Annotated in this window: 22 protein-coding genes; 16 read left to right on the top strand and 6 right to left on the bottom strand. The window is 69.5% G+C overall.

Going from position 1 to position 20,473, the window contains the following annotated elements:
* Nucleotides 1-20 precede the first annotated feature (20 nt).
* On the bottom strand, nucleotides 21-911 hold the full coding sequence (locus JI739_RS15260; protein WP_201684783.1) for a 23S rRNA (adenine(2030)-N(6))-methyltransferase RlmJ: 891 nt from the start codon (nucleotides 909-911) through the stop codon (nucleotides 21-23).
* A gap of 174 nt (nucleotides 912-1,085) precedes the next feature.
* On the opposite strand from JI739_RS15260, the gene rplM reads away from it, so the two are divergent.
* The 4 genes from rplM to erpA all read left to right on the top strand — a co-directional run bounded on the left by rplM (nucleotide 1,086) and on the right by erpA (nucleotide 2,905).
* Entirely contained in the window at nucleotides 1,086-1,553 is a 468-nt protein-coding gene (gene rplM, locus JI739_RS15255; RefSeq protein WP_201684782.1) for a 50S ribosomal protein L13, read from the top strand.
* Nucleotides 1,554-1,562: 9 nt separating this feature from the next.
* Entirely contained in the window at nucleotides 1,563-1,955 is a 393-nt protein-coding gene (gene rpsI, locus JI739_RS15250) for a 30S ribosomal protein S9 (RefSeq protein WP_201684781.1), read from the top strand.
* Between the two features lie 131 nt (nucleotides 1,956-2,086).
* Complete coding sequence (locus tag JI739_RS15245; protein ID WP_201684780.1) at nucleotides 2,087-2,482, top strand: bactofilin family protein; 396 nt, start codon at nucleotides 2,087-2,089, stop codon at nucleotides 2,480-2,482.
* A 57-nt stretch (nucleotides 2,483-2,539) separates the two neighbouring features.
* Nucleotides 2,540-2,905, top strand: coding sequence for an iron-sulfur cluster insertion protein ErpA (gene erpA / locus JI739_RS15240; protein ID WP_201684779.1), 366 nt, complete (start codon nucleotides 2,540-2,542; stop codon nucleotides 2,903-2,905).
* Nucleotides 2,906-2,917: 12 nt separating this feature from the next.
* Here erpA and JI739_RS15235 read toward each other — a convergent pair whose 3' ends face one another.
* Both JI739_RS15235 and JI739_RS15230 read right to left on the bottom strand, forming a co-directional pair.
* Nucleotides 2,918-4,027, bottom strand: a complete 1,110-nt coding sequence (locus JI739_RS15235; protein WP_201684778.1) for an anhydro-N-acetylmuramic acid kinase — start codon at nucleotides 4,025-4,027, stop codon at nucleotides 2,918-2,920.
* 21 nt (nucleotides 4,028-4,048) lie between these two features.
* A complete protein-coding gene (locus tag JI739_RS15230) occupies nucleotides 4,049-5,410 on the bottom strand; it encodes a M23 family metallopeptidase (protein ID WP_236589667.1) in 1,362 nt (453 codons plus the stop codon).
* Nucleotides 5,411-5,587: 177 nt separating this feature from the next.
* On the opposite strand from JI739_RS15230, the gene tyrS reads away from it, so the two are divergent.
* Genes tyrS through dtd form a run of 3 tightly spaced genes read left to right on the top strand, consistent with a single transcriptional unit; the run spans nucleotide 5,588 to nucleotide 8,212 of the window.
* Entirely contained in the window at nucleotides 5,588-6,823 is a 1,236-nt protein-coding gene (tyrS, locus tag JI739_RS15225; RefSeq protein WP_201684777.1) for a tyrosine--tRNA ligase, read from the top strand.
* A gap of 10 nt (nucleotides 6,824-6,833) precedes the next feature.
* Nucleotides 6,834-7,772, top strand: coding sequence for a cation diffusion facilitator family transporter (locus JI739_RS15220; RefSeq protein ID WP_201684776.1), 939 nt, complete (start codon nucleotides 6,834-6,836; stop codon nucleotides 7,770-7,772).
* A complete protein-coding gene (gene dtd / locus JI739_RS15215; RefSeq protein ID WP_201684775.1) occupies nucleotides 7,772-8,212 on the top strand; it encodes a D-aminoacyl-tRNA deacylase in 441 nt (146 codons plus the stop codon). The genes JI739_RS15220 and dtd overlap by 1 nt, the downstream gene beginning before the upstream one ends.
* Here the strand turns inward: dtd and ybeY are convergent.
* The gene (gene ybeY, locus JI739_RS15210; RefSeq protein WP_201684774.1) at nucleotides 8,206-8,658 is read right to left on the bottom strand and encodes an rRNA maturation RNase YbeY; all 453 of its coding nucleotides are present in this window, start codon (nucleotides 8,656-8,658) and stop codon (nucleotides 8,206-8,208) included. The two genes, dtd and ybeY, sit on opposite strands and share 7 nt — an antisense overlap.
* Nucleotides 8,655-9,614, bottom strand: coding sequence for a PhoH family protein (locus JI739_RS15205; RefSeq protein WP_201684773.1), 960 nt, complete (start codon nucleotides 9,612-9,614; stop codon nucleotides 8,655-8,657). Before JI739_RS15205 ends, ybeY begins: the two co-directional genes overlap by 4 nt.
* A gap of 26 nt (nucleotides 9,615-9,640) precedes the next feature.
* Between JI739_RS15205 and ruvA the strand changes: the two genes are divergently transcribed.
* The 6 genes from ruvA to JI739_RS15175 all read left to right on the top strand — a co-directional run bounded on the left by ruvA (nucleotide 9,641) and on the right by JI739_RS15175 (nucleotide 16,079).
* Nucleotides 9,641-10,216, top strand: coding sequence for a Holliday junction branch migration protein RuvA (ruvA, locus tag JI739_RS15200; RefSeq protein WP_201684772.1), 576 nt, complete (start codon nucleotides 9,641-9,643; stop codon nucleotides 10,214-10,216).
* An 88-nt stretch (nucleotides 10,217-10,304) separates the two neighbouring features.
* Nucleotides 10,305-11,813 (top strand): trypsin-like peptidase domain-containing protein, encoded by a 1,509-nt coding sequence (locus JI739_RS15195; RefSeq protein WP_201684771.1) that lies wholly within the window; start codon nucleotides 10,305-10,307, stop codon nucleotides 11,811-11,813.
* A gap of 3 nt (nucleotides 11,814-11,816) precedes the next feature.
* Nucleotides 11,817-12,875 (top strand): Holliday junction branch migration DNA helicase RuvB, encoded by a 1,059-nt coding sequence (ruvB, locus tag JI739_RS15190; RefSeq protein WP_201684770.1) that lies wholly within the window; start codon nucleotides 11,817-11,819, stop codon nucleotides 12,873-12,875.
* Between the two features lie 7 nt (nucleotides 12,876-12,882).
* Nucleotides 12,883-14,166 (top strand): efflux RND transporter periplasmic adaptor subunit, encoded by a 1,284-nt coding sequence (locus JI739_RS15185; RefSeq protein ID WP_201684769.1) that lies wholly within the window; start codon nucleotides 12,883-12,885, stop codon nucleotides 14,164-14,166.
* 3 nt (nucleotides 14,167-14,169) lie between these two features.
* A complete protein-coding gene (locus JI739_RS15180) occupies nucleotides 14,170-15,396 on the top strand; it encodes an ABC transporter permease (RefSeq protein ID WP_201684768.1) in 1,227 nt (408 codons plus the stop codon).
* The gene (locus JI739_RS15175) at nucleotides 15,393-16,079 is read left to right on the top strand and encodes an ABC transporter ATP-binding protein (protein ID WP_201684767.1); all 687 of its coding nucleotides are present in this window, start codon (nucleotides 15,393-15,395) and stop codon (nucleotides 16,077-16,079) included. Before JI739_RS15180 ends, JI739_RS15175 begins: the two co-directional genes overlap by 4 nt.
* A gap of 30 nt (nucleotides 16,080-16,109) precedes the next feature.
* Here JI739_RS15175 and JI739_RS15170 read toward each other — a convergent pair whose 3' ends face one another.
* The gene (locus JI739_RS15170) at nucleotides 16,110-16,724 is read right to left on the bottom strand and encodes a 5-formyltetrahydrofolate cyclo-ligase (protein ID WP_201684766.1); all 615 of its coding nucleotides are present in this window, start codon (nucleotides 16,722-16,724) and stop codon (nucleotides 16,110-16,112) included.
* Nucleotides 16,725-16,734: 10 nt separating this feature from the next.
* On the opposite strand from JI739_RS15170, the gene JI739_RS15165 reads away from it, so the two are divergent.
* Genes JI739_RS15165 through JI739_RS15155 form a run of 3 tightly spaced genes read left to right on the top strand, consistent with a single transcriptional unit; the run spans nucleotide 16,735 to nucleotide 20,435 of the window.
* On the top strand, nucleotides 16,735-18,723 hold the full coding sequence (locus JI739_RS15165; RefSeq protein ID WP_201684765.1) for a lytic transglycosylase domain-containing protein: 1,989 nt from the start codon (nucleotides 16,735-16,737) through the stop codon (nucleotides 18,721-18,723).
* A gap of 9 nt (nucleotides 18,724-18,732) precedes the next feature.
* Nucleotides 18,733-19,233: an MgtC/SapB family protein gene (locus JI739_RS15160; protein ID WP_201684764.1), complete on the top strand. Its 501-nt coding sequence runs from the start codon at nucleotides 18,733-18,735 to the stop codon at nucleotides 19,231-19,233.
* A gap of 41 nt (nucleotides 19,234-19,274) precedes the next feature.
* Nucleotides 19,275-20,435: a tRNA nucleotidyltransferase/poly(A) polymerase-related protein gene (locus JI739_RS15155; protein ID WP_201684763.1), complete on the top strand. Its 1,161-nt coding sequence runs from the start codon at nucleotides 19,275-19,277 to the stop codon at nucleotides 20,433-20,435.
* The last annotated feature ends 38 nt before the right edge of the window (nucleotides 20,436-20,473 follow it).

The raw sequence follows: 20,473 nt of genomic DNA, 5'->3' as shown, positions 1-20,473 counted from the left end.
CTTGTTCGGGCCGTTGTCCTTCAGCCGCCAGATTCCAGTGCGTGCCCTTGGCCGCGACCGCGCCCCAGTACCTGGACCAGCTGCGGCAAGGCCTGGGCCAGGGCAGGTTTGAGTGTGTGGGGCGGGTTGAAGATGAAGATGCCGCTGGCGGTCAGGCCCGGGCGCCGTTCCTGGCCGGGCTCCTGCGGAACATCGGCCTGGCCGATCGCAAGCGTGGCGTGCAGCCAGGGCTTGTGCGCCTGGTTGGCGATGGTCTTCAGCCGCCGCGGCAGCTCGTGCGCCTCGGGCCGGGGAATGATCGGATACCACACCGCATAGGTGCCGGTGGCGAACCGCTTCAAAGCGTCCTGCAGGCAGGCGACCACACGTCCGTAATCGCTCTTGATTTCATAGCTGGGATCGATCAGTACCAGCCCGCGGCGCGAGGGCGGCGGCAGCAATGACTTGAGCGCCTCGAAGCCGTCCTGCCGCGCCACGCTGACTTGCCGTCCCGCCTCCAGCTGCGCCACGTGAGCGGCCAGGGCCTTGCTGTCGGTGGGGTGCATTTCGAACAACTTGAGGCGGTCCCGCGCCTCCTGTCGCAACAGGTGCTGGACGACGAAGGGCGAGCCCGGGTACAGGCGCAGGCCGCCGCCGCGGTTGATGGCACGCACCAGCTCGAGGTAATCGGAGATCAGGGGCGAGGCATCGGCCGGCACATGGGCGGCCAGCTTCAGGATGCCGTCGTTCGCCTCGCCCGATGCCGCGACGAAGTCGTCATCGAGCCGGTACAGTCCGGCCCCGGCATGCGTGTCGACCACCATCAGGGCCGCCGGCTTCTGGGTGAGGTACTTGACGGTGGCGATCAGCACCAGGTGCTTGAGCACGTCGGCATGGTTGCCGGCGTGGAAGGCGTGTCGGTAACTGAACATGCGGCCATGGTAAACCCGCAGCTGCGGTCCAGGCGGCCGGCTTCGTATAATCGCCGGTTCTGCAGCGCCTTGTGGCTCCGCGGCAGATACCCAAACCCCACCTAAGAGGTCTCCAGCAGAGAGACACCGACCGTGGAAAAGAGCCCGCCAAACCACTTCCCCGCAGGAAAACTCATGACCTTCAAAACGTTCAGCGCCAAGCCCGCTGACGTGGAGCACGAGTGGTTTGTGATTGACGCCACCGATCTGGTGCTCGGGCGTGTTGCCAGCGAAGCAGCAGCCCGTTTGCGCGGCAAGCACAAGGCCATTTACACGCCTCACGTCGATACCGGCGACTACATCGTCGTCATCAATGCCGAGAAGCTCCGTGTCACCGGCACGAAAGAGCTCAACAAGAAGTACTACCGCCACTCCGGCTTTCCCGGTGGCATTTACGAGACCAACTTCCGCGACCTGCAGGCCAAGCATCCCGGCCGCGCGCTGGAGAAGGCCGTCAAGGGCATGCTGCCCAAGGGCCCGCTGGGCTACGCCATGATCAAGAAGCTCAAGGTGTACGCCGGTCCCAACCACCCGCACACCGCTCAGCAGCCCAAGACCCTGGACCTGGCCCCCGCCACGGCCCAGTCCCAGGCCAAGCCCTAAGGAATCGAGATGATTGGTGATTGGAACAACGGCACGGGCCGTCGCAAAAGCAGCGTCGCGCGCGTGTTTCTGAAAAAAGGCAGCGGCAAGATCACGGTCAACGGCAAGGACATCGAGCAGTTCTTCGGCCGCCAGACCTCGATCATGATCGCCAAGCAACCGCTGGTGCTGACCAACCATGTCGAGACCTTCGACATCCAGGTCAACGTACACGGCGGCGGTGAATCCGGCCAGGCTGGCGCGACCCGCCACGGCATCACCCGTGCGCTGATCGACTGGGACGCCACCCTGAAGCCCGCACTGTCGGCCGCCGGGTTCGTCACCCGCGATGCCCGCGAGGTCGAGCGTAAGAAGGTGGGCCTGCACTCCGCCCGCCGGCGCAAGCAGTTCAGCAAGCGCTAAGCGCCTGCCTTCCCTGCCACGAGGCCGCCGAGCTCGCTCTGGCGGCCTTGTGCTTTCTGGCTCGGTTTTATCCGACACAAGCGCTGGCTCGGCCGTGGTACAAGAGCTTCCCGCGTACTCAGGAGCCCTGCATGTTTGGCAAGAAGGCACAACCGCCCATCAAGAGCCTGCTGGCTCAAGGTTGCCGCATTGAAGGGCACCTGCTGTTCAACGAAGGCCTGCGTATCGACGGAGAGGTCGTGGGAGACATCCGTGGCATGGCTGAGCAGCCCAGCCTGTTGGTCGTCTCCGAAACCGCGATCGTTGATGGCGAGATCGTCGCCGACCATGTGATCGTCAATGGCACGGTCAGGGGCCCGGTCCACGCCACCGAACTGCTGGAGTTGCAGCCGAGGGCGCGGGTCGAAGGGGACGTGAGCTATGGCTCGCTGGAGATCCACCAAGGCGCGGTGCTCACCGGGCAGCTGAGGCATCTTCCGCCCGCTGAGGAAAAGCCCTTACTCAAATTGGCAGCAAACAACGCTTGAAGCCGACGGACCTTCCGCATGGCCTAACATCGCCGGTCCGCTAGCAAGGAAGATCAGATGAGCGAAGTCGCCGAGACCACCCCGACCGAGATGCCCGCCCCGCTGCTGTTTACCGACAGCGCCGCGGCCAAGGTGGCGGATCTCATTGCCGAAGAGGGCAACCCCGACCTGAAGCTGCGCGTGTTCGTGCAGGGCGGCGGGTGCTCTGGCTTTCAGTACGGATTCACCTTCGACGAGATCGTCAACGACGACGACACCGTGATGAGCAAGAACGGCGTCGCCCTGTTGATCGATGCCATGAGCTACCAGTACCTGGTGGGCGCCGAGATCGACTACAAGGAAGACCTGCAGGGCGCGCAGTTCGTCATCAAGAACCCGAACGCCACCACCACCTGTGGTTGTGGCTCCAGTTTCACGGTCTGACCCCTTCCGTTCTCAGGCCGGATACACCCCACCCAATACACGGGCGCCTCTGGCGCCCGTTGTGCTTTGCAGGGGCAGTGCGTCGCGTTCGATGCAGCGCTGCGCCAGCCAGGCGAACGCGACGGCTTCCACCTGCGTCGGCGGCAAGCCCCGCTCGGCGCTGGAAACCACCCGGGTCGCCGGCAATGCGGCGCTGAGGCGCCGCAACAAGTGGGTGTTGAGCGCCCCGCCACCGCACACCACCAGTTCGCCGAGATCGGGCTGGTGCCGATGCACCTCCCGGGCACATGACTGCGCGGTCAGTTCGGCCAACGTGGCCTGAACGTCGACAGGCTCTGCCGGCGGCAAGTGGTCCAGCTTCGCGTGCAGCCAATCGAGGTTGAACAGGTCGCGACCCGTGCTCTTGGGTGGCGGCGCCGCGAAGAACGGCTCGGCCAGCAGTTCACGCAGCAAGGGCGCGAGTACGTGGCCGGCAGCGGCCCACTGCCCTTGGGCGTCGTAGGGCTGCCCGCGGTGTCGCTCGCACCAGCCGTCCATCAGGGCGTTTGCGGGACCGCAGTCGAATCCGAGCTGGCTGCCGTCGGCGCGCAGCAGGCTCAGGTTGGAGATGCCGCCGAGGTTCAGCACCCCCAGCACCTGATCGGGCGCTCCGAGCCAAGCGCGGTGGAAGAACGGCGCGAGCGGCGCGCCCTGGCCACCGGCGGCCACGTCACGGCTGCGGAAGTCGGCCACCACGTCGATGCCGCTGAGCTCGGCCAGCAGGGCAGGCTGGGCCAGTTGCCAGGTGTAGCCAGTGCCATCGAAGCACTGCGGCCGATGTCGCACCGTCTGACCGTGAGCACCGATGGCGCGGATGGCCGCTGCCTCCAGCCCGGCAAGGTCGAGGAGCTGTCTGACGCATCCAGCGTACAGCCGCATCAGGGCATTGCCCGCCAACCCGGCACGGTGCAGTTCGTCGGGGCCCGAGGTGTTTAGCGCGAGCAGTTCGGCTCTAAGGGGAGAGTCGAAATCGACGCTCGCATGCTCGAGGACCCGCAGCGAGCCGGCCGTGAACTCGACGAGTACGCCGTCCACACCGTCGAGCGACGTGCCCGACATCAGGCCGATGTAGAGGTCCGGCACCGAAACCGCGCTGGCGCGCCCTTACTCGATGGAGGCGACTTCGGCCACCCGTGCCGCGGCATCGAGCTTGAGCCGCATCGCCGTCGCGGCGCTGCGGAAGGCTGGCAGCGCCTCGGCCGACAGCTTCACGCCCTCGCTCTTGCGCGCCACCAGCACCGGGTCCTGGTGCTGGCCGTTGATGCGGAACTCGTAATGCAGATGGGGCCCGGTGGCCCAGCCGGTGGCGCCTACGGCGCCGATGCGCTGCCCCTGCGTGACCGAATGGCCCTTGCGCACGTCCATGCGGCTGAGGTGTGCATACAGGGTCGTGTCGCTGGCGTTGTGGCGAACGATGACCACGTTGCCGAAGCCGTTCTGCCAGCCCGCGAACTCGACCACCCCGTCGCCCACCACCCGCACCGGCGTGCCGGTGGGCGCGCCGTAGTCGGTGCCCAGGTGGGCGCGCCATTGCTTCAGGATCGGGTGGAAGCGCATGGAGAACCCGCTGGTGACGCGCGAGAACTCCATCGGCGAGGCCAGGTAGGCACTTTGCAGGCTGGTGCCGTCCAGCGCGTAGTAGGCGCCTTTCTTGCCGGCTTCGCGGAACCACATGGCCGTGTGATGCTTGCCGTTGTTGTCGAATTCCACGGACAGCACCCGGCCGGTGCGCAGCGGTTCGCCATCGGCCACCAGCACCTCGTAGACGATGTTGAACGAGTCGCCCTTGCGCAGCCCGCGGTGGAAGTCGACCCGGCTGCCCAGGATGTCGGCCACCTGCACGGCGACTTCCTCCGGAATCTGCGCGTCGTCCACGGCTGCGAATAGCGAACTGCGGATGACGCCGCTGCCCAGGCGGGCAGACGCGACCAGCTGGCCTGTTTCGACCCGGCTGAGCAGGTGCCCGTCGGGGTTGCGCTCGATGACCAGCCGGTGGAACTGGCCCGCGGTCTCCGACGCCCAGCGGGCGGTGAGCTTTTCAAGGCGGTGGTCGGCACTGCCCTCGGCAGTGACCATGCGGCCGGGCCGGCGCAGCACCTGGGTGCGGAACAACGGATCGTTGCGAAGAAAGATGGCGGCAGCCGTGTCGTGCAGTCCGAGGCGCGCCAGCAGCGTGTCGACCGTGTCGGTGGCTCGCAGGGTGTCGGAGCGGAACAGCCGCAGGGCGTGCGACTCGAGCGCCTCGATCTGCTGGTCGATCGGGAGGGTGTTCACGGATTCGACCACCTGGCGGACGGGCAGGTCCGCCGGATCAGGGCCGAAGGAGGCCACCGCGAACGCGCCGCCGCCGCCGCCCAGCAGCAAGGCCGCAATCAGGCCCGTGACGTGGCGAGGGTAGCGTTGCAACAGGCCGGCAGCCTGCGCGAGGAGGGCGTCGCCGCTGGCCAGTAATCCGTTTCTTTTCAATCTGGGTCCTTAGCTTGCGGGTGTCTCTTGTTGTGTCCTGCAGTCGGCATGCCGGCTGGATGTCCGCGCGAGCGGCCGATCAGGGTGCACCGAGAGGGCGCAACTAGAATCGGCCTTCCCAAAAAACTCGCGAGAGTATAGCCACACGCCCGGCTGAGCTATTGCGAAAAATTTCATATGAATCAAGCAGTTGTAACCAAGAGCTTCGCCGTGACGCAGGATGTGCGCGAAGCCATGGCGGTCACGCTGCGCGGCTGCGAGGAGCTGCTGCCGCAGGATGACTGGCTGCAAAAGCTCGCTCGCAGTGCCCACACCGGGGTGCCGCTGCGCATCAAGCTGGGGCTGGATCCCACGGCGCCCGACATCCACCTCGGTCACACGGTGGTGCTCAACAAGATGCGCCAGTTGCAAGACCTGGGCCACCAGGTGATCTTCCTGATCGGTGACTTCACCTCCATGATCGGGGACCCCTCGGGGCGCAACACCACACGGCCGCCGCTCACGGCCGAGCAGATCAAGTCCAACGCCGAGACCTACTACCGCCAGGCGAGCCTGGTGCTCGATCCAGCCCGAACCGAGATCCGATACAACAGCGAGTGGTGCGATGCGCTCGGCGCGCGCGGGATGATCCAGTTGGCCTCCAGGTACACGGTCGCCCGCATGATGGAGCGCGACGACTTCCACCGCCGCTTCACCGATGGCCGCAGCATTTCGGTGCACGAATTCCTGTACCCGCTGATGCAGGGCTACGACTCGGTGGCCCTGAAGAGCGACCTCGAGCTGGGCGGCACCGACCAGAAGTTCAACCTGCTGATGGGGCGACACTTGCAGCAGGAGTGGGGGCAGGAGCCGCAGTGCGTGCTGACCATGCCGCTGCTCGAAGGGCTGGACGGGGTCGAGAAGATGTCCAAGAGCAAGGGCAACTACATCGGCGTCACCGAAGAACCCAACACCATGTTCGCCAAGGTGATGTCGATCTCCGACGACCTCATGTGGCGCTGGTGGCCTCTGCTGAGCTTCCGCAGCGAGGCGGAAATTGCCAGGCTGCGAGGCGAAGTCGAAGGCGGGCGCAACCCGCGCGATGCCAAGGTTCTGCTGGCGCGGGAGATCACCGCGCGCTTCCACGGGGCCGGCGCGGCCGACGCGGCCGAGCACGATTTCGTCAACCGCAGCCGCGGCGGCGTGCCGGAGCAGATTCCGGAAGTCACCCTGGCCGGCGCGCCCATCCTCGTGGGCCAGCTGCTCAAGCAGTCCGGCCTGGCGCCCTCGACCTCCGAGGCCAACCGCCTGATCGACGGCGGCGGCGTCCGCATCGACCAGGGACTGGTCAGCGACAAGGCACTGAAACTGCCATCGGGCACCTACGTGGTGCAGGTGGGCAAGCGCAAGTTCGCGCGGGTCACGATCGGCTGATGACCGTCTGATGGCGGCTGCGCCCGCGCCATGGATCGAGCGGCTCACGCCGCGCCACCTGCTGTCGGCTTCGATCGCGGTCGCGCTGCTGACCATCACGCTCAAGACCCTGGCCTGGTGGCTGACCGACTCGGTGGGGCTGCTGTCCGATGCGCTGGAGTCGCTGGTCAACCTCGGCAGCGCCATGTTCGCGCTGACCATGGTCACCCTCGCCGCGCGGCCGCCCGATTTGGAGCATCCTTATGGACACCACAAGGCCGAGTACTTCTCTTCGGGGTTCGAGGGCCTGCTGATCCTGCTGGCGGCGCTGGCGATCATCTGGGCGGGGGCCTCGCGCATGCTGGAGCCGCAGCCCCTGCAGCGGCTGGATTGGGGGCTGGGGCTGTCGGTGATCAGCTCGGCATTCAATGGCCTGCTGGCCTGGGTCATGCTCGACGTGGCGCGCCGGCATCGATCGATCGCGCTGGAGGCGGATGGTCGCCACCTCATCACCGATGTCTGGACCTCCGCCGGGGTCGTGGTGGGCGTCGGCGCGGCCTGGCTCACCGGGTGGCTGTGGCTCGATCCGCTGGTGGCGATCGGCGTCGCCCTGAACATCCTGCGTGAAGGCTTTTCGCTGCTGCGGCGCTCGTCGCATGGGCTGATGGACCAGGCGCTCGAAGAGGAGGTGCAGTCGCAGATCCAGCGCACGCTTGCGCGGTTCTCGCAATTGCCCATCCGCTTCGACCACGTCGCCACCCGCAAGGCCGGCCAGCGGCGTTTCGTCGACCTGCACATGCACGTGCCCGCCCACTGGACCCTGGGGCGGGCGGCCGAGCTGCGCAACGAGGTCGAGCGCGCGCTGATCGACGCGGTACCGGGCCTGCGCGCCACCATCCAGCTGCTGCCGGACGATGTCGAGGCGCATGCGCCCGTCGCCGTGCCGGACCGGCCGGGGGAAGGCCGCTGATGCTGGCGCTGGTCCAACGCGTGAGCGAGGCGCGCGTGCGGGTGGACGACCGCACCGTCGGCGAGATCGGCGCGGGGCTGCTCGTGCTCGTGTGCGCCGAACCCGCGGACACCCCGCACCACGCCGATCGCCTGCTGGCCAGGCTGCTCAAGCTGCGCATCTTTGGCGATGAACAAGGCCGCATGAACCGCAGCCTGCAGGACACCGGCGGCGGTCTGCTGCTGGTGAGTCAATTCACCCTGGCTGCCGATACCTCGGGCGGCAACCGCCCCAGCTTCACCCAGGCTGCGCCACCCGATCTCGGTCGCGCCCTCTACGAGTACCTGCTGGCGCAGGCGCGGAAGATCCATGCGGAGGTGGCCTGCGGCGAGTTCGGCGCGCACATGCAGGTCCAGCTGGTGAACGACGGCCCCGTCACCATCCCGCTGCGCATTCAATAGGGGTTGGGGTAGCCCAGCGCTCCAAGCAGCAGGATCTCCAGGTTTTCCATCTCGGCCGCTTCGCGCTCGTTCGTCTCGTGGTCCCAGCCCTGGGCGTGCAGTGCGCCGTGCACCAGCAAATGCGCGTAGTGCTCCTCCAGTGTCTTGCGCTGGGCGGCGGCCTCGCGCGCGACCACCGGGCCGCACAGCACCAGGTCGCAGGCCACCACCGGCTCGCTCGCGTAGTCGAAGGTGAGTACGTTGGTCGGGTAGTCCTTGCCGCGGAACTGCCGGTTCAGCGCCTGCCCTTCGTCCTCGCCGACGATGCGCACCGCCACCTCGGCCGGGCCCTGCATGGCGTGGGCCAGCCACCGGCGCACGCGATCGCGCCGCAGCAACGCGCGGTGCGCATCCACACCGGGAAACCGACCGAATTGAAGGCTCAGCGCGACTGGGCTGGTGCTCATGCCGGGGCCGGTTCGACCGGCTCCTTCTTGCGCGCCTTGTCGTAGGCGTCGACGATGCGCGCCACCAGCGGATGGCGCACCACGTCGGCACTGGTGAAATGCGTATGGGCGATGCCCTTGACCCGCCTGAGGATGCGCTCGGCCTCCACCAGCCCGGAGAGCTGGCCGCGCGGCAGGTCGATCTGGCTGATGTCGCCCGTCACCACGCACTTGCTGCCGAAGCCGATGCGGGTGAGGAACATCTTCATCTGCTCGGGGGTGGTGTTCTGCGCCTCGTCCAGGATGACGAAGGCGTTGTTCAGCGTGCGTCCGCGCATGAAGGCCAGCGGCGCGATTTCGAGTGCATTGCGCTCGAAGGCCTTGGTCACCCGCTCGAAGCCCATCAAGTCATAGAGCGCGTCATAAAGCGGCCGCAGATAGGGGTCGACCTTCTGCGACAGGTCACCTGGGAGGAACCCGAGCTTCTCGCCGGCCTCCACCGCGGGTCGCGTCAGCACGATGCGCTGCACGCTGCTGCGTTCGAGCGCGTCCACCGCGCAGGCCACGGCGAGGTAGGTCTTGCCGGTGCCCGCCGGGCCGATGCCGAAGGTGATGTCGTGGTTGGCGATGTTGTCCAGGTACACGCCCTGGTTGGGCGTGCGCGCCTTCAGGTCGCTGCGCCGCGTGTGCAACACCAGCGAACCGTCCTCGGCCTGCTCGATGCTCTGCTCCGCGGTGAGCATCAGCTGCACGGTCTCGGCCGGAATCGGACGCGCGGCGATCTCGTACAGCGCTTGCAGCACCTCGAGGGCGCGCTCGGCACGCGGCTTGGGCCCCTCGATCTTGAACTGTTCGCTGCGATGGGCAATGGACACCTGCAAGGCCAACTCGATGGTTCGCAGGTGTTCGTCGGTGGGGCCGCAGAGATGGGCCAGCCGCGTGTTGTTGGGCGGCGAAAAAGTGTGCCTGAGGATCAAGCTGATAATTCCATGGGAGGACACGCATGATAGGCAAATTGACGGGAACGCTGGCCGACAAGAACCCGCCGCAGGTGCTGCTGGAGTGCCACGGCGTCGGCTACGAGGTCGATGTGCCCATGAGCACGTTCTACAACCTGCCGGGCCTGGGGGAGCGCGTCTCGCTCCTCACCCATTTCGTCGTGCGTGAAGACGCCCAGGTGCTCTATGGCTTCGGGAGCGCCAGCGAGCGAGAGGCCTTCCGCCAGTTGATCCGCATCTCCGGTGTCGGGCCTCGCACGGCGTTGTCCATCCTCTCCGGCATGAGCGTGGCCGACATTGCGCAGGCCGTCACGGCCCAGGATGCCGGCCGGCTGACCAAGGTGCCGGGCATCGGCAAGAAAACAGCCGAGCGCCTGCTGCTCGAACTCAAGGGGAAGATCGGTGCCGACCTGGGTCCGCTGCCGGGTGGCGCGGCCACGGACGAACAGGCCGACATCCTGCAGGCGCTGCTGGCGCTGGGCTACAGCGAGCGCGAGGCCACCGCCGCGCTCAAGCCGCTGCCGCCCGGCATCGGGGTGGGCGAAGGCATCAAGGCCGCTTTGCGCGCACTGGCGAAGTAGGCCGATGCACCCGGCTCTTCCGGAGCCGGCGGAGACGCGCTTTGCCGGCCACAATCAGCCGATCTGAACGCAAATAAAAGGGAACTCGATGAGGCGCCAGCTTCAAGCCTTCACCCTGGCCGTGCTGCTGTCGACCGGCTTGATCGCCTGTGGCGGTGGCGATGGCACGCCCAGCGATCCGGCTGAAACACCGGTCGGCCCCACCAACGGACCCGCCACCGGTGGCTCGACCAACTCACCGCCGCGAATCGAGCCGTATGACGACGCGGTCCTGGCCGCCAAGTCGGCGGCCGTGCCCGTGGCCGCGCCGCGGCCGGCGGGTTCGCCGACGGCACCGCTGGTGCGGCTGGCCCCGCTGCCGCCAGCCGCGATGGATGCCGCGCTGAAATCCGCCGGCCTGGGCCACGCGAACAACACCCGGCGCCAGGTGGGCGCCGCGCGCGAACTGCCCGCCAGTTCCACGGCCGCCGCGACCACCCGCCTGTTGGGCTGGCAGCGCACCGCTGAGGGCCGCATCGCCGGTGCGGCGAGCTTCCGCTCCGAAGGCGCCGCGTCGGTGCGGCTGGGACTGAACGTCGGGCGGCTGCCCGCCGGGGCGCTGGTCCGGGTTTCGGGCGCCGACGGCGCGGACGTGGCGGAGTTCAGCGGTGCCCAGGTGCTCGACTCGCTGGCCCGGGATCGTCGGGCCGGCGCCGCGGGTCACATGTTCTGGCTGCCCCCCGTGAGCGGCCCGCAGGCGCGACTGGACGTCATCCTGCCGCCCGGGGCCGAAGCCAGCCAGGTCGAGCTGTCGGTACCGCTCCTGTCGCACCTCTGGGTCGACCTGCTCCGCGGCGATGATGTCTTCCTCAAGAACGGCAGGGCAGATACCTGCAACGTCGACGCCATGTGCCGCAGCGAATACCTGGACGAATCCCGCTCGGTGGCACGCATGGTGTTCGTCAGCGAAGGCAGCTCCTTCCTGTGCACCGGCACGTTGATGGCGGATACGGCCGTGAGCGGCACCCCCTGGTTCCTCTCCGCCCGGCATTGCATCGGTGACCAGGCCGCTGCCTCCAGCCTCGTCACCTACTGGTTCTACCGGTCGTCCTCCTGCAACAGCGGACTGCTCAGCAGGTCCAGCGTGCGCCTGGAGGGTGGTGCCGAACTGCTGTACCAGTCCAGCCGCACCGATACCGCATTCCTGCGGCTGGCCGCGCGCCCGCCCGCGGGCGTGCAGTTCGCCGGGTCGGTGCTCACCGCCCCGAATGCCGGCTCCGCCGTGGCCGGCCTGCATCATCCGGTGGGTGACCTGCTGAAGGTGAGCCTGGGGTCCATCAGCCGATATGTCGGCTGCACCGCCGCGGATGAGCCCAGTTGCGACCTGGCGGGCCTGGAGTTCGCGCGCGTCATCTGGAGCATCGGCACCACGGAGTCCGGCAGCAGTGGCTCGGCCCTGTTCCATCGCATCGGCACCCGCGACTATGTGCATGGCCATCTCTACGCCGGCCGGGCCAGCTGCAGGGCTCCGGCCGAGGCCGACTACTACGGCCGGCTCGATATTCCGTATCGCGAGGCGCTCTATCGCTATCTCGGTGACGTCCCGGGCGCTCGCTGAGCCATGAGCATCCAGACCGACGACTTCGCCCCGCAGCCGGCCCGCCGCATGGTGTCCGCGGCCCCGGCCTCGCCGGCCGAGGAGGCGCTGGAGCGGGCGCTGCGGCCCAAGCTGCTGCAGGAGTACGTCGGCCAGGCCAAGACCCGCGAACAGCTCGAGATCTTCATCGGCGCCGCGCGCCGGCGCGGCGAGGCGCTCGACCACGTGCTGCTCTTCGGCCCGCCCGGCTTGGGCAAGACCACGCTCTCGCACATCATCGCGCAGGAGCTCGGCGTGAATCTGCGCCAGACCTCCGGCCCGGTCCTGGAGAAGCCGCGCGACCTGGCTGCGCTGCTCACCAACCTCGAGCGCAACGACGTCCTCTTCATCGACGAGATCCACCGCCTGTCGCCGGTGGTCGAGGAGATCCTCTACCCGGCGCTGGAGGACTACCAGATCGACATCATGATCGGCGAGGGGCCGGCCGCCCGGTCGATCAAGCTCGACCTGCAACCGTTCACCCTGGTCGGGGCCACCACGCGCGCCGGCATGCTCACCAACCCGCTGCGCGACCGCTTCGGCATCGTCGCCCGGCTGGAGTTCTACACGCCGGACGAACTGGCCCGCATCGTCCAGCGCAGCGCCGGGCTGCTCACGGTGCCCATGGACGAGGCCGGCGGCATGGAGATCGCCCGCCGTTCACGCGGCACGCCGCGCATCGCCAACCGGCTGCTGCGCCGGGTGCGCGACTATGCCGAGGTCAAGGGCGATGGCCGCATCACGCAGGACATCGCCCAGAAGGCGCTGACCATGCTCGATGTCGACCCGCAAGGATTCGACCTGATGGACCGCAAGCTGCTCGAAGCCGTCATCCACCGTTTCGACGGCGGCCCGGTCGGCCTGGACAACATCGCGGCCAGCATCGGTGAGGAGGCCGGCACCATCGAAGACGTGATCGAGCCGTACCTGATCCAGCAGGGCTACCTGCAGCGCACCCCGCGGGGGCGCATCGCCACCCAGGCCGCCTGGCGCCACCTGGGCCTGACCCCGCCCCAGGTGGCGGGCGGCCTCTTCGAACCCTGAGCGGCGGATGCCATCCGCCAGCTGGCTCCAACGCCCCCGCCTCTGGATCGCGGCCGCGGTGCTGCTGGCCCTGGCCGGCGCCTGGGCCTGGTCGTCGCTGCGGCCGCAGCCGGCGTCGGCGGTGCGCGTGCAATCCGCACCCCTGGTGCGAACGCTGCAGTTCACCGCCCGCGTCGCCACCGATTCGCGCGTCGAGCTGGGCGCCACGGTCACCGGGCGGGTCGAAGCCGTGCGGGTGCGGGAAGGCGACCGCGTCGAGGCCGGCCAATTGCTGGTCCAGCTCGAACAACCCGAACTCCGGGCGGCGCTGGCGCAGGCGCAGGCCTCCGAGCGGCAGGCCGCGGCCCGGCTGGCCGGCCTGCGCAGCACCGGCCGCCAGGCGCTGCAGGCCGCCGTCGCTCAGGCCGAGGCGCAGTGGCGCAATGCCCGCGCCGAGTGGGCCCGCAACGAACAACTGGTGGCCCAGGGCTTCGTCTCGGAGGCGAGGCTGGACGATGCCCGCCGAGCCGTCGCTGTGGCTGCCGCCCAGCTCGATGCCGCGCGAGCGCAGGCCGGCGCCGCCGCCGACCGCGGCACCGACACCGCCCAGGCGCAGGCGCAGCTCGAGCTGGCCCGGGCCGCTGTCCAGGCGGCCCAGGCCCGGCTGGCGCAGACCCGGGTGCTGGCGCCGACCGCCGGCCGGGTGCTGCGGAGGCAGGTAGAGCCGGGCCAGATCGTGCAGCCAGGGCGCGCCCTGCTGGTGCTGGCGCTGGAAGGGCCGCGCCAGCTGGTGGCGCTGGTCGATGAACGCTTCCTCGAGCAGCTGCGGGTGGGCCAGACGGCAACGGCCGTGGCCGACGCCTTTCCCGGCCAGCGCTTCCCGGCGCGCGTGAGCAGCCTGGCGCCGTCGGTGGACGCCCAGCGCGGTGCCATCGAGGTCAAGCTGTCCCTGCCGCCCGACCCACCCCCTTTCCTGCGCGAGGACCTCACCGTCTCGGTCGAAGTCGAAACCGGCCGCCGCGAGCAGGCCCTGGTCATGCCGCTGGCGGCCCTGCGCGGCGCCGACACCGCCTGGGTCGCCCGGGACGGACGGGTGCAGGCGCGCAAGTTGCGCCTGGGGCTGCGCACCCTGGACGCGGCCGAGGTGCTGGATGGCCTGTCCGCCGGCGACCTCGTCCTGATGGGGCCGGCGCCGGCGCCCGGCCGCCGTGTGCACGCCGAACCCGTGCCCTGGCAGCCCGGTAACGACGCGCTGCCCGAATCACCCGGCGGCGGCGCCGCGGCGGCCCTCAGCAACTCGATGGGCCGTTGACGCATGCGCGGGCTACTCGGCTTCGAATGGCGCGTGGCGGTGCGTTTCCTGCGCGAAGGGCGCATGCAGACCGTGCTGATCGTCGTCGGGGTCGCAGCCGGCGTGGCCGTGGTGGCCTACATCGCGGCGCTGGTCAGCGGCCTGCAGGCCAACACCCTCTCGCGAACGCTGGGCGCCCAGGCGCATGTCACCGTGCGCACGCCGCAGGAGGTGGTCACCCCGGCGGCGGCGCCCGAGGCGGGCGTGACCTCCCTGCCGCAGGCGCAGCCCCGGGCCCAGCGCCTGCGGTCGCTATCCAACTGGCAGGCGCTGGTGCCGGTGCTGGAGGCCGACCCGACGGTGGCGGCGGTATCGCCCCTGGTCGCCGGCAGCGGCCTGGCCCTGCGCGGCGAAGCCAGCCAGGCGATCGCCCTCACCGGGGTCGAGCTCGATCGCTACGACCGCATCGTCGGCTTGCGCCAGAAGGTCCTGGCAGGCACCGCCCGGCTGGACCCCGGAGAAGCCATCGTCGGGCGTGAGCTGGCCGCCGATCTCGGCCTGCGGGTCGGCGACCGGCTGCTGGTGCAGACCACGCTGGCCGCCGAGTCGGTCCGGGTCAGCGCGCTGGTCGACCTGGGCGTTCGCGACCTGAACCGGCGCACGGTGATCGTGCCCCTGCGCACGGCGCAGAACCTGCTCGGGCTGCCCGGCGGCGCCACCGGCATCGATCTCGCGTTGCACGATGTCTGGGCGGCGCAGCAGGTGGCCGACCGGCTGAAGCGGCAGTTGCCGTTCCGGGTGGAGAGCTGGCAGGAAAGCAACGCGCAGCTGGTCTCGGCGCTGAACGCGCAGTCGATCAGCACCCTGCTGATCCGGGCGGTGGTGCTGGTGGTCGTGGTGCTCGGCATCGCCAGCGTGCTGGTGGTCTCGGTGGTGCAGAAGCGGCGCGAGATCGGCATCCTGCGCGCGATGGGCGCCACCCGTGGCCAGGTGCTGCGGGTGTTCCTGGTGCAGGGCGCTTTGGTGGCGGCGGCCGGATCGGCCAGCGGGCTGCTGCTGGCGGTGGCGATGATCGCGGCCTTCACCCGGTTCGTGCGCGGCTCCGACGGGCTGCCGCTGTTCGCGATCACGCTGCAGCTGCAGACCGCGTGGCCCGTCGCCGCCATCGCCATCGTCTGCGGCGTCCTGGCGGCCATCGTGCCCGCGCGCCGCGCCGCCCGCATGGACCCGGCGCAGGCGATCCGGCTGTGACCACCCCCGTCGTCGAACTCGCCGATGTGCGCAAGCGCTACAACATCGGCCAGCCCAGCGAGGCCGAGGTGCTGCACGGGCTGGACCTGCGGCTCGATCCCAGCGACTTCGCGGCGCTGATCGGCCCCTCCGGCTCAGGCAAGAGCACGCTGCTGAACATCATCGGCCTGCTGGAGCGCATGACCTCCGGCAGCTACAAGCTGCAGGGCCAGGAGGTGGTCGGGCTGTCGGACGACGAGCTCACCTTGCGCCGCCGCCGCACGCTGGGCTTCGTGTTCCAGTTCCACCACCTGCTGCCGGCGTTCGATGCGCTGGAGAACGTCACTCTGCCGGCGCTCGCCGCCCAGGGGCGGGTGGACGAGGCGACGCGCCGCCGCGCGCTGGAGCTGCTCGACGCCGTGGGGCTGTCGGCGGCCACCCGCAAGCGTCCAGCCGAACTCTCGGGCGGCATGCAGCAGCGCGTGGCCATCGCCCGCGCGCTGGTGCTGCAGCCGGCGCTGGTGCTCGCCGACGAGCCCACCGGAAACCTGGACACCGCCAGCTCGGACGAGGTGTTCGCGTTGCTGCGTCGCATCCATGCCGAGCGCGGCACGGCCTTCGTGGTGGTCACCCACGACCCGCGCCTGGCCGCGCGCTGCGACCGGCTGATCGAACTGGTGGATGGGCGAGTGACGCGGGACTGAAGGGCAAAAGCGCGGGCCCGCCCCTCGGCCCTAGTACCGCGGCCCCGGCGCGGCCCCGCCCGTGCGCTGCCAGGCCACGCCGTTGTCGTTGAGGATCGCGTCCAGCGGCAGGTCGTGCGGCTCGGGTTCGAGGTCCGCCACGAAGCCGTTGGTGAAGCCCAGCCCCACGGTGAACGGGCGCGGCTGCAGTTCGGCCAGCGTGCGGTCGTAGAAGCCGCCGCCGTAGCCCAGGCGGTAGCCGCCCGCTCCATAGCCCAGGCAAGGCACGAACAACAGCGTGGGGACGATCACCTCGGTGTCGCGCGGCTTGGGGATGCGGTAGGCGTCCTCCTCCATCGGGCAGCCGGGGTACCAGGCATGGAAGCGCAGCGTGCGGTGCACCTTGTCCACCACCGGCAGGCCGATGCGACGGCGCTGCGGCTGGTCCAGCAGTTCACCGTCTTCCTTCCACCGGTGAAGGGCCGGCAGGGGATCGAACTCGCCCTTGATCGGCCAGTACGCGCCGATCACGGTGTCGGACCGGCCGACCAGCCAGATGCGCATCACGCGCTGCAGGTTGTCCACGCGCGACACACGGTCCGGCAACTCCATGCGCTCTTGCAGCAGGCGCTGGCGCAGGGCTGTTTTGGATGGCGACTTGTCCATAATCCCGCTGATGAAGTTGCGATCGATTCTGACACTGATCACGGCCGTCCTCGCGTGCTCGGTGCAGGCCCAGGTCCGGCCTGGCGACGAGATCATCCTCGAGATGAACCAGGCCTTCCGGCAGAACAACCGGGTCAAACTGACGCAGCTGCTGCCCGCCGCCAAGGGGCACGCGCTCGAACCCTGGGCCGCCTACTGGGAGCTGCGAGCCCGCCTCGACACCGCCTCCCCGCAGGAAGTGCGGGAATTCCTCACACGCTACGCCGGCACCTACCAGGAAGACCGGCTTCGCAACGATTGGTTGCTGCTCCTGGGTGAGCGGCGCGACTGGTCCACCTTCGCCGACGAACACCCGCGCTTTCGCATGAACGACGACAGCCAGGTGCGCTGCTACGCGCTCCTGGTGCAGCAGCTGCGCGAAGGCGCGACGCCGGCCCTGGCCGAGGAGGTCAAGCGCTTGTGGATGCGCCAGCGCGATGCCGAGGACGCCTGCAGCTTGGCCGCACGCAGCCTGTTCAGCGAACAGCGCGCGCCGGTGCGCCTCGCGCCCCTCGACGTGTGGCAGCGCGCCCGCGTGGCCATGGAAATGAACCGGCTGCGCGCCGTCCAGTCCGCGGTGGAGATCGTCGCGCCCGAGATGCTCGCGGTGGTGAACCAGCTGCACGCCAACCCCGCCCGGTGGTTGTCGGCACAGATCGTCGCGGCCTCGCGCACGCGCAAGGAACTGGTCGTGCTCGCGCTGATCCGCTGGGCCTCCACCGACCTCGACGCCGCGGCCCACGCCCTGGACACCAAGTGGTCGCCCATGCTCACGCAGGAGGAGCGCGACTGGTTGTGGGGCTTGATGGGCAAGCAGGCGGCGCAGCGGCTGTTGCCGGATTCGCTGTCCCACTTCGCGCGGGTCGAGCGGGCCAGCCACCTCGGCGACGACGCACTGGCCTGGAAGGCCCGTGCCGCGCTGCGCGGCGCCAAGGGGCCGCAGTGGAAGATGCTGCTCACCGCCATCGATGCCATGAGCCCGCAGGCGCAACGCGATGCGACCTGGACCTACTGGCGGGCCCGGGCCCTGCTGGCCGGCCGCCGTGACGACGACCACGCCGAGGCCCGCGTGCTGCTGCAGTCGATCGCGTCTGCGCGCGGCTTCTACGAGCAACTGGCCCTGGAAGAACTGGGCCAGCCCATCGCGGTGCCGTCGCTGCCGACCCCGCTCACGCCCGAGGAACGCGCCGCGGCCCGCGCCAACCCGTCGCTGCAACGGGGCCTGCATGCCATCGGCCTGGGCCTGCGCAGCGAAGGCGTGCGCGAATGGAACTACGCCACCAACCTGCACGCGCCCGGCGGCATGGGCGACCGCGAACTGCTGGCCGCCGCCGACCTGGCCTGCGAGCGCGAAGTCTGGGACCGCTGTATCAACACCAGCGAACGCACCCGGGGCGAGTTCGACGTGCGCCAGCGCTTCCCCACCCCGTTCCGCGACGCGGTGGTCAAGCGCAGCCGCGACATCGACCTCGATCCGGCCTACGTGTACGGCCTGATCCGGCAGGAAAGCCGCTTCATCATGAACGCGCAATCCCATGTCGGTGCCTCGGGCCTGATGCAGGTGATGCCCGCCACCGCCCGCTGGACCGCCCGCAAGCTCGGCATGACCGGCTTCACGCCGTCGCAGATCAACGACCGTGACACCAACATCGCCATCGGCACCGGCTACCTCAAGCTGGTGCTGGACGACTTCGAAGGATCCATGCCCATGGCCGCGGCGGCCTACAACGCCGGCCCCAACCGGCCCCGCAACTGGCGCAACGGCCCGGTCATGGACGCCGCCGCGTGGGCCGAAACCGTGCCCTTCCACGAGACCCGGGACTACGTCAAGAAGGTGCTGGCCAACACCACGCTCTATGCCGCGTTGCTGAGCGGCCAGCCGCAGTCGCTCAAGTCCCGCCTGGGCACGGTCGGTCCGCGCGACCAGCGTCGCCCCGAGCCCAGCGGCGACCTGCCCTGAGGCGACGGCATGGATCTCTGGAGCCGGATCAGCCACGCCATCCTCGTCGAGTTCTCCGACCTGCGCGAAGTCGAGGAACTTGCGCAGGTCATCGTGCGCCTCCTGGTCGCCGCCCTCCTGGGTGCGCTGCTCGGCATCGAGCGCGAGCGCGCGAACAAGTTCGCGGGCCTTCGCACGCACATCCTGGTGGCGATGGGGTCGGCCATGTTCGTGCTGCTCGCGATCAAGGCCGATTTCGACAGCGAGCCGATCTCGCGCGTGATCCAGGGCGTCGCCGCCGGCATCGGGTTCCTGTGCGGTGGCGCCATTCTCAAGTCGGCGCGCTCGGAGCACGTGCGCGGTCTCACCACCGCAGCCGGTTTGTGGATGACCACGGCCATCGGGCTGGCGGCCGGCCTGGGGCACGAGGTGCTCGCCATCATCGCCACGGTGCTGGCCCTGGGCGTGTTGCGGCTGGAGGGGCCGGTCAAGCAGTGGCTGGCGGGGCCGGACGCTCGCAGCAACGACTGAGGCGCGGCAGCCGCCGCGGGGGCCGCCGCTACACTGCCCCGATGCAGATCTACGAAGTCGGCGGCGCCGTGCGCGATGCGCTGTTGGGCCTGCCTGTCAACGACCGCGACTGGGTGGTGGTGGGTGCCACCCCCGAGCAGATGATGGCCGCCGGCTACCTGCCGGTGGGCAAGGACTTTCCGGTCTTCCTGCACCCGGACACCCGCGAAGAGCATGCACTGGCCCGAACCGAGCGCAAGACCGCGCGCGGCTACCACGGGTTCGCGTTCCAGGCGACGCCCGAAGTCACGCTGGAAGAAGACCTGGCGCGTCGCGATCTCACCATCAATGCCATCGCACGCGCCCCGGACGGCCGCCTGATCGACCCCTACCACGGGCAGCGTGACCTCAGGGCCCGCGTGCTGCGCCATGTGACCGAAGCCTTCCGCGAAGACCCGGTCCGCATCCTGCGCCTGGCCCGACTGGCCGCCCGGTTCCACGACTTCTCCATCGCGCCCGAGACCCTGTCGCTGATGCGCGGCATGGTGGCCGATGGCGAGGTCGATGCGCTGGTGCCCGAGCGCGTCTGGCAGGAGCTGGCGCGCGGCCTGATGGAGAGCCGGCCCTCGCGCATGCTGGAGGTGCTGCGCGCCTGCGGCGCCATGGCCCGGCTGCTGCCCGAGGTGGACCGGCTCTGGGGTGTCGGGCAAGCCGCGGGAGACGACCTTGGGTCCCGCCTGCTTCGCCGGCTGGATCTGTCGGCGCGGCTGGCGGCTCCGCTGCCCGTTCGCTTCGCCTGCCTCACCCTGCAGGCCGGGCCCCCGCGGCCGATGGCCGAGCGCCTGCGCGTGCCCACCGAATGCCGCGACCTCGCCGAGGTGCTGGCGCGTGAGCAGGCCTCGATCCAGGACAGCGCCAGTGCCGGCCCAGCCGAGCTCGTGGCCCTGCTGGAGCGCTGCGACGCCTTGCGCAAACCGCAGCGCTTCGTCGATGTGCTGCTGGTTTGCGAGTGCGAGGCGCGCAGCCTGCCCGGCATGCAGGACGCCCCCTATCCGCAGCGGCCCCGCCTGCTGGCCGCGCTGGAGGCAGCACGTTCGGTGGACACGGCGCGGATTGCGGCACGCGCGCAAGCCGCAGGCGTGCAGGGACGGGGGGTCGGCGAGTGGGTGCACCAGGCCCGGGTCGACGCCGTCGCCGCCCGGCTGGGGAATGGTTCGTCCTAGAGGGCACACCCCCTTCAGCGACTGCTCGGCAGCAAACT

It is taken from the genome of Ramlibacter aurantiacus, from assembly GCF_016722895.1.
GTDB lineage: Bacteria > Pseudomonadota > Gammaproteobacteria > Burkholderiales > Burkholderiaceae_C > Ramlibacter > Ramlibacter aurantiacus.
This window is presented reverse-complemented; position numbering and strand designations above follow the sequence as displayed.

Excerpts from the sequence above, each read along its gene's own strand:
- JI739_RS15260 (WP_201684783.1), bottom strand. The coding sequence starts at position 911 with ATGTTCAGTTACCGACACGCCTTCCACGCCGGCAACCATGCCGACGTG.
- rplM (WP_201684782.1), top strand. The coding sequence starts at position 1,086 with ATGACCTTCAAAACGTTCAGCGCCAAGCCCGCTGACGTGGAGCACGAG.
- rpsI (WP_201684781.1), top strand. The coding sequence starts at position 1,563 with ATGATTGGTGATTGGAACAACGGCACGGGCCGTCGCAAAAGCAGCGTC.
- JI739_RS15245 (WP_201684780.1), top strand. The coding sequence starts at position 2,087 with ATGTTTGGCAAGAAGGCACAACCGCCCATCAAGAGCCTGCTGGCTCAA.
- erpA (WP_201684779.1), top strand. The coding sequence starts at position 2,540 with ATGAGCGAAGTCGCCGAGACCACCCCGACCGAGATGCCCGCCCCGCTG.
- tyrS (WP_201684777.1), top strand. The coding sequence starts at position 5,588 with ATGAATCAAGCAGTTGTAACCAAGAGCTTCGCCGTGACGCAGGATGTG.
- JI739_RS15220 (WP_201684776.1), top strand. The coding sequence starts at position 6,834 with ATGGCGGCTGCGCCCGCGCCATGGATCGAGCGGCTCACGCCGCGCCAC.
- dtd (WP_201684775.1), top strand. The coding sequence starts at position 7,772 with ATGCTGGCGCTGGTCCAACGCGTGAGCGAGGCGCGCGTGCGGGTGGAC.
- ybeY (WP_201684774.1), bottom strand. The coding sequence starts at position 8,658 with ATGAGCACCAGCCCAGTCGCGCTGAGCCTTCAATTCGGTCGGTTTCCC.
- ruvA (WP_201684772.1), top strand. The coding sequence starts at position 9,641 with ATGATAGGCAAATTGACGGGAACGCTGGCCGACAAGAACCCGCCGCAG.
- JI739_RS15195 (WP_201684771.1), top strand. The coding sequence starts at position 10,305 with ATGAGGCGCCAGCTTCAAGCCTTCACCCTGGCCGTGCTGCTGTCGACC.
- ruvB (WP_201684770.1), top strand. The coding sequence starts at position 11,817 with ATGAGCATCCAGACCGACGACTTCGCCCCGCAGCCGGCCCGCCGCATG.
- JI739_RS15185 (WP_201684769.1), top strand. The coding sequence starts at position 12,883 with ATGCCATCCGCCAGCTGGCTCCAACGCCCCCGCCTCTGGATCGCGGCC.
- JI739_RS15180 (WP_201684768.1), top strand. The coding sequence starts at position 14,170 with ATGCGCGGGCTACTCGGCTTCGAATGGCGCGTGGCGGTGCGTTTCCTG.
- JI739_RS15170 (WP_201684766.1), bottom strand. The coding sequence starts at position 16,724 with ATGGACAAGTCGCCATCCAAAACAGCCCTGCGCCAGCGCCTGCTGCAA.
- JI739_RS15165 (WP_201684765.1), top strand. The coding sequence starts at position 16,735 with ATGAAGTTGCGATCGATTCTGACACTGATCACGGCCGTCCTCGCGTGC.
- JI739_RS15160 (WP_201684764.1), top strand. The coding sequence starts at position 18,733 with ATGGATCTCTGGAGCCGGATCAGCCACGCCATCCTCGTCGAGTTCTCC.
- JI739_RS15155 (WP_201684763.1), top strand. The coding sequence starts at position 19,275 with ATGCAGATCTACGAAGTCGGCGGCGCCGTGCGCGATGCGCTGTTGGGC.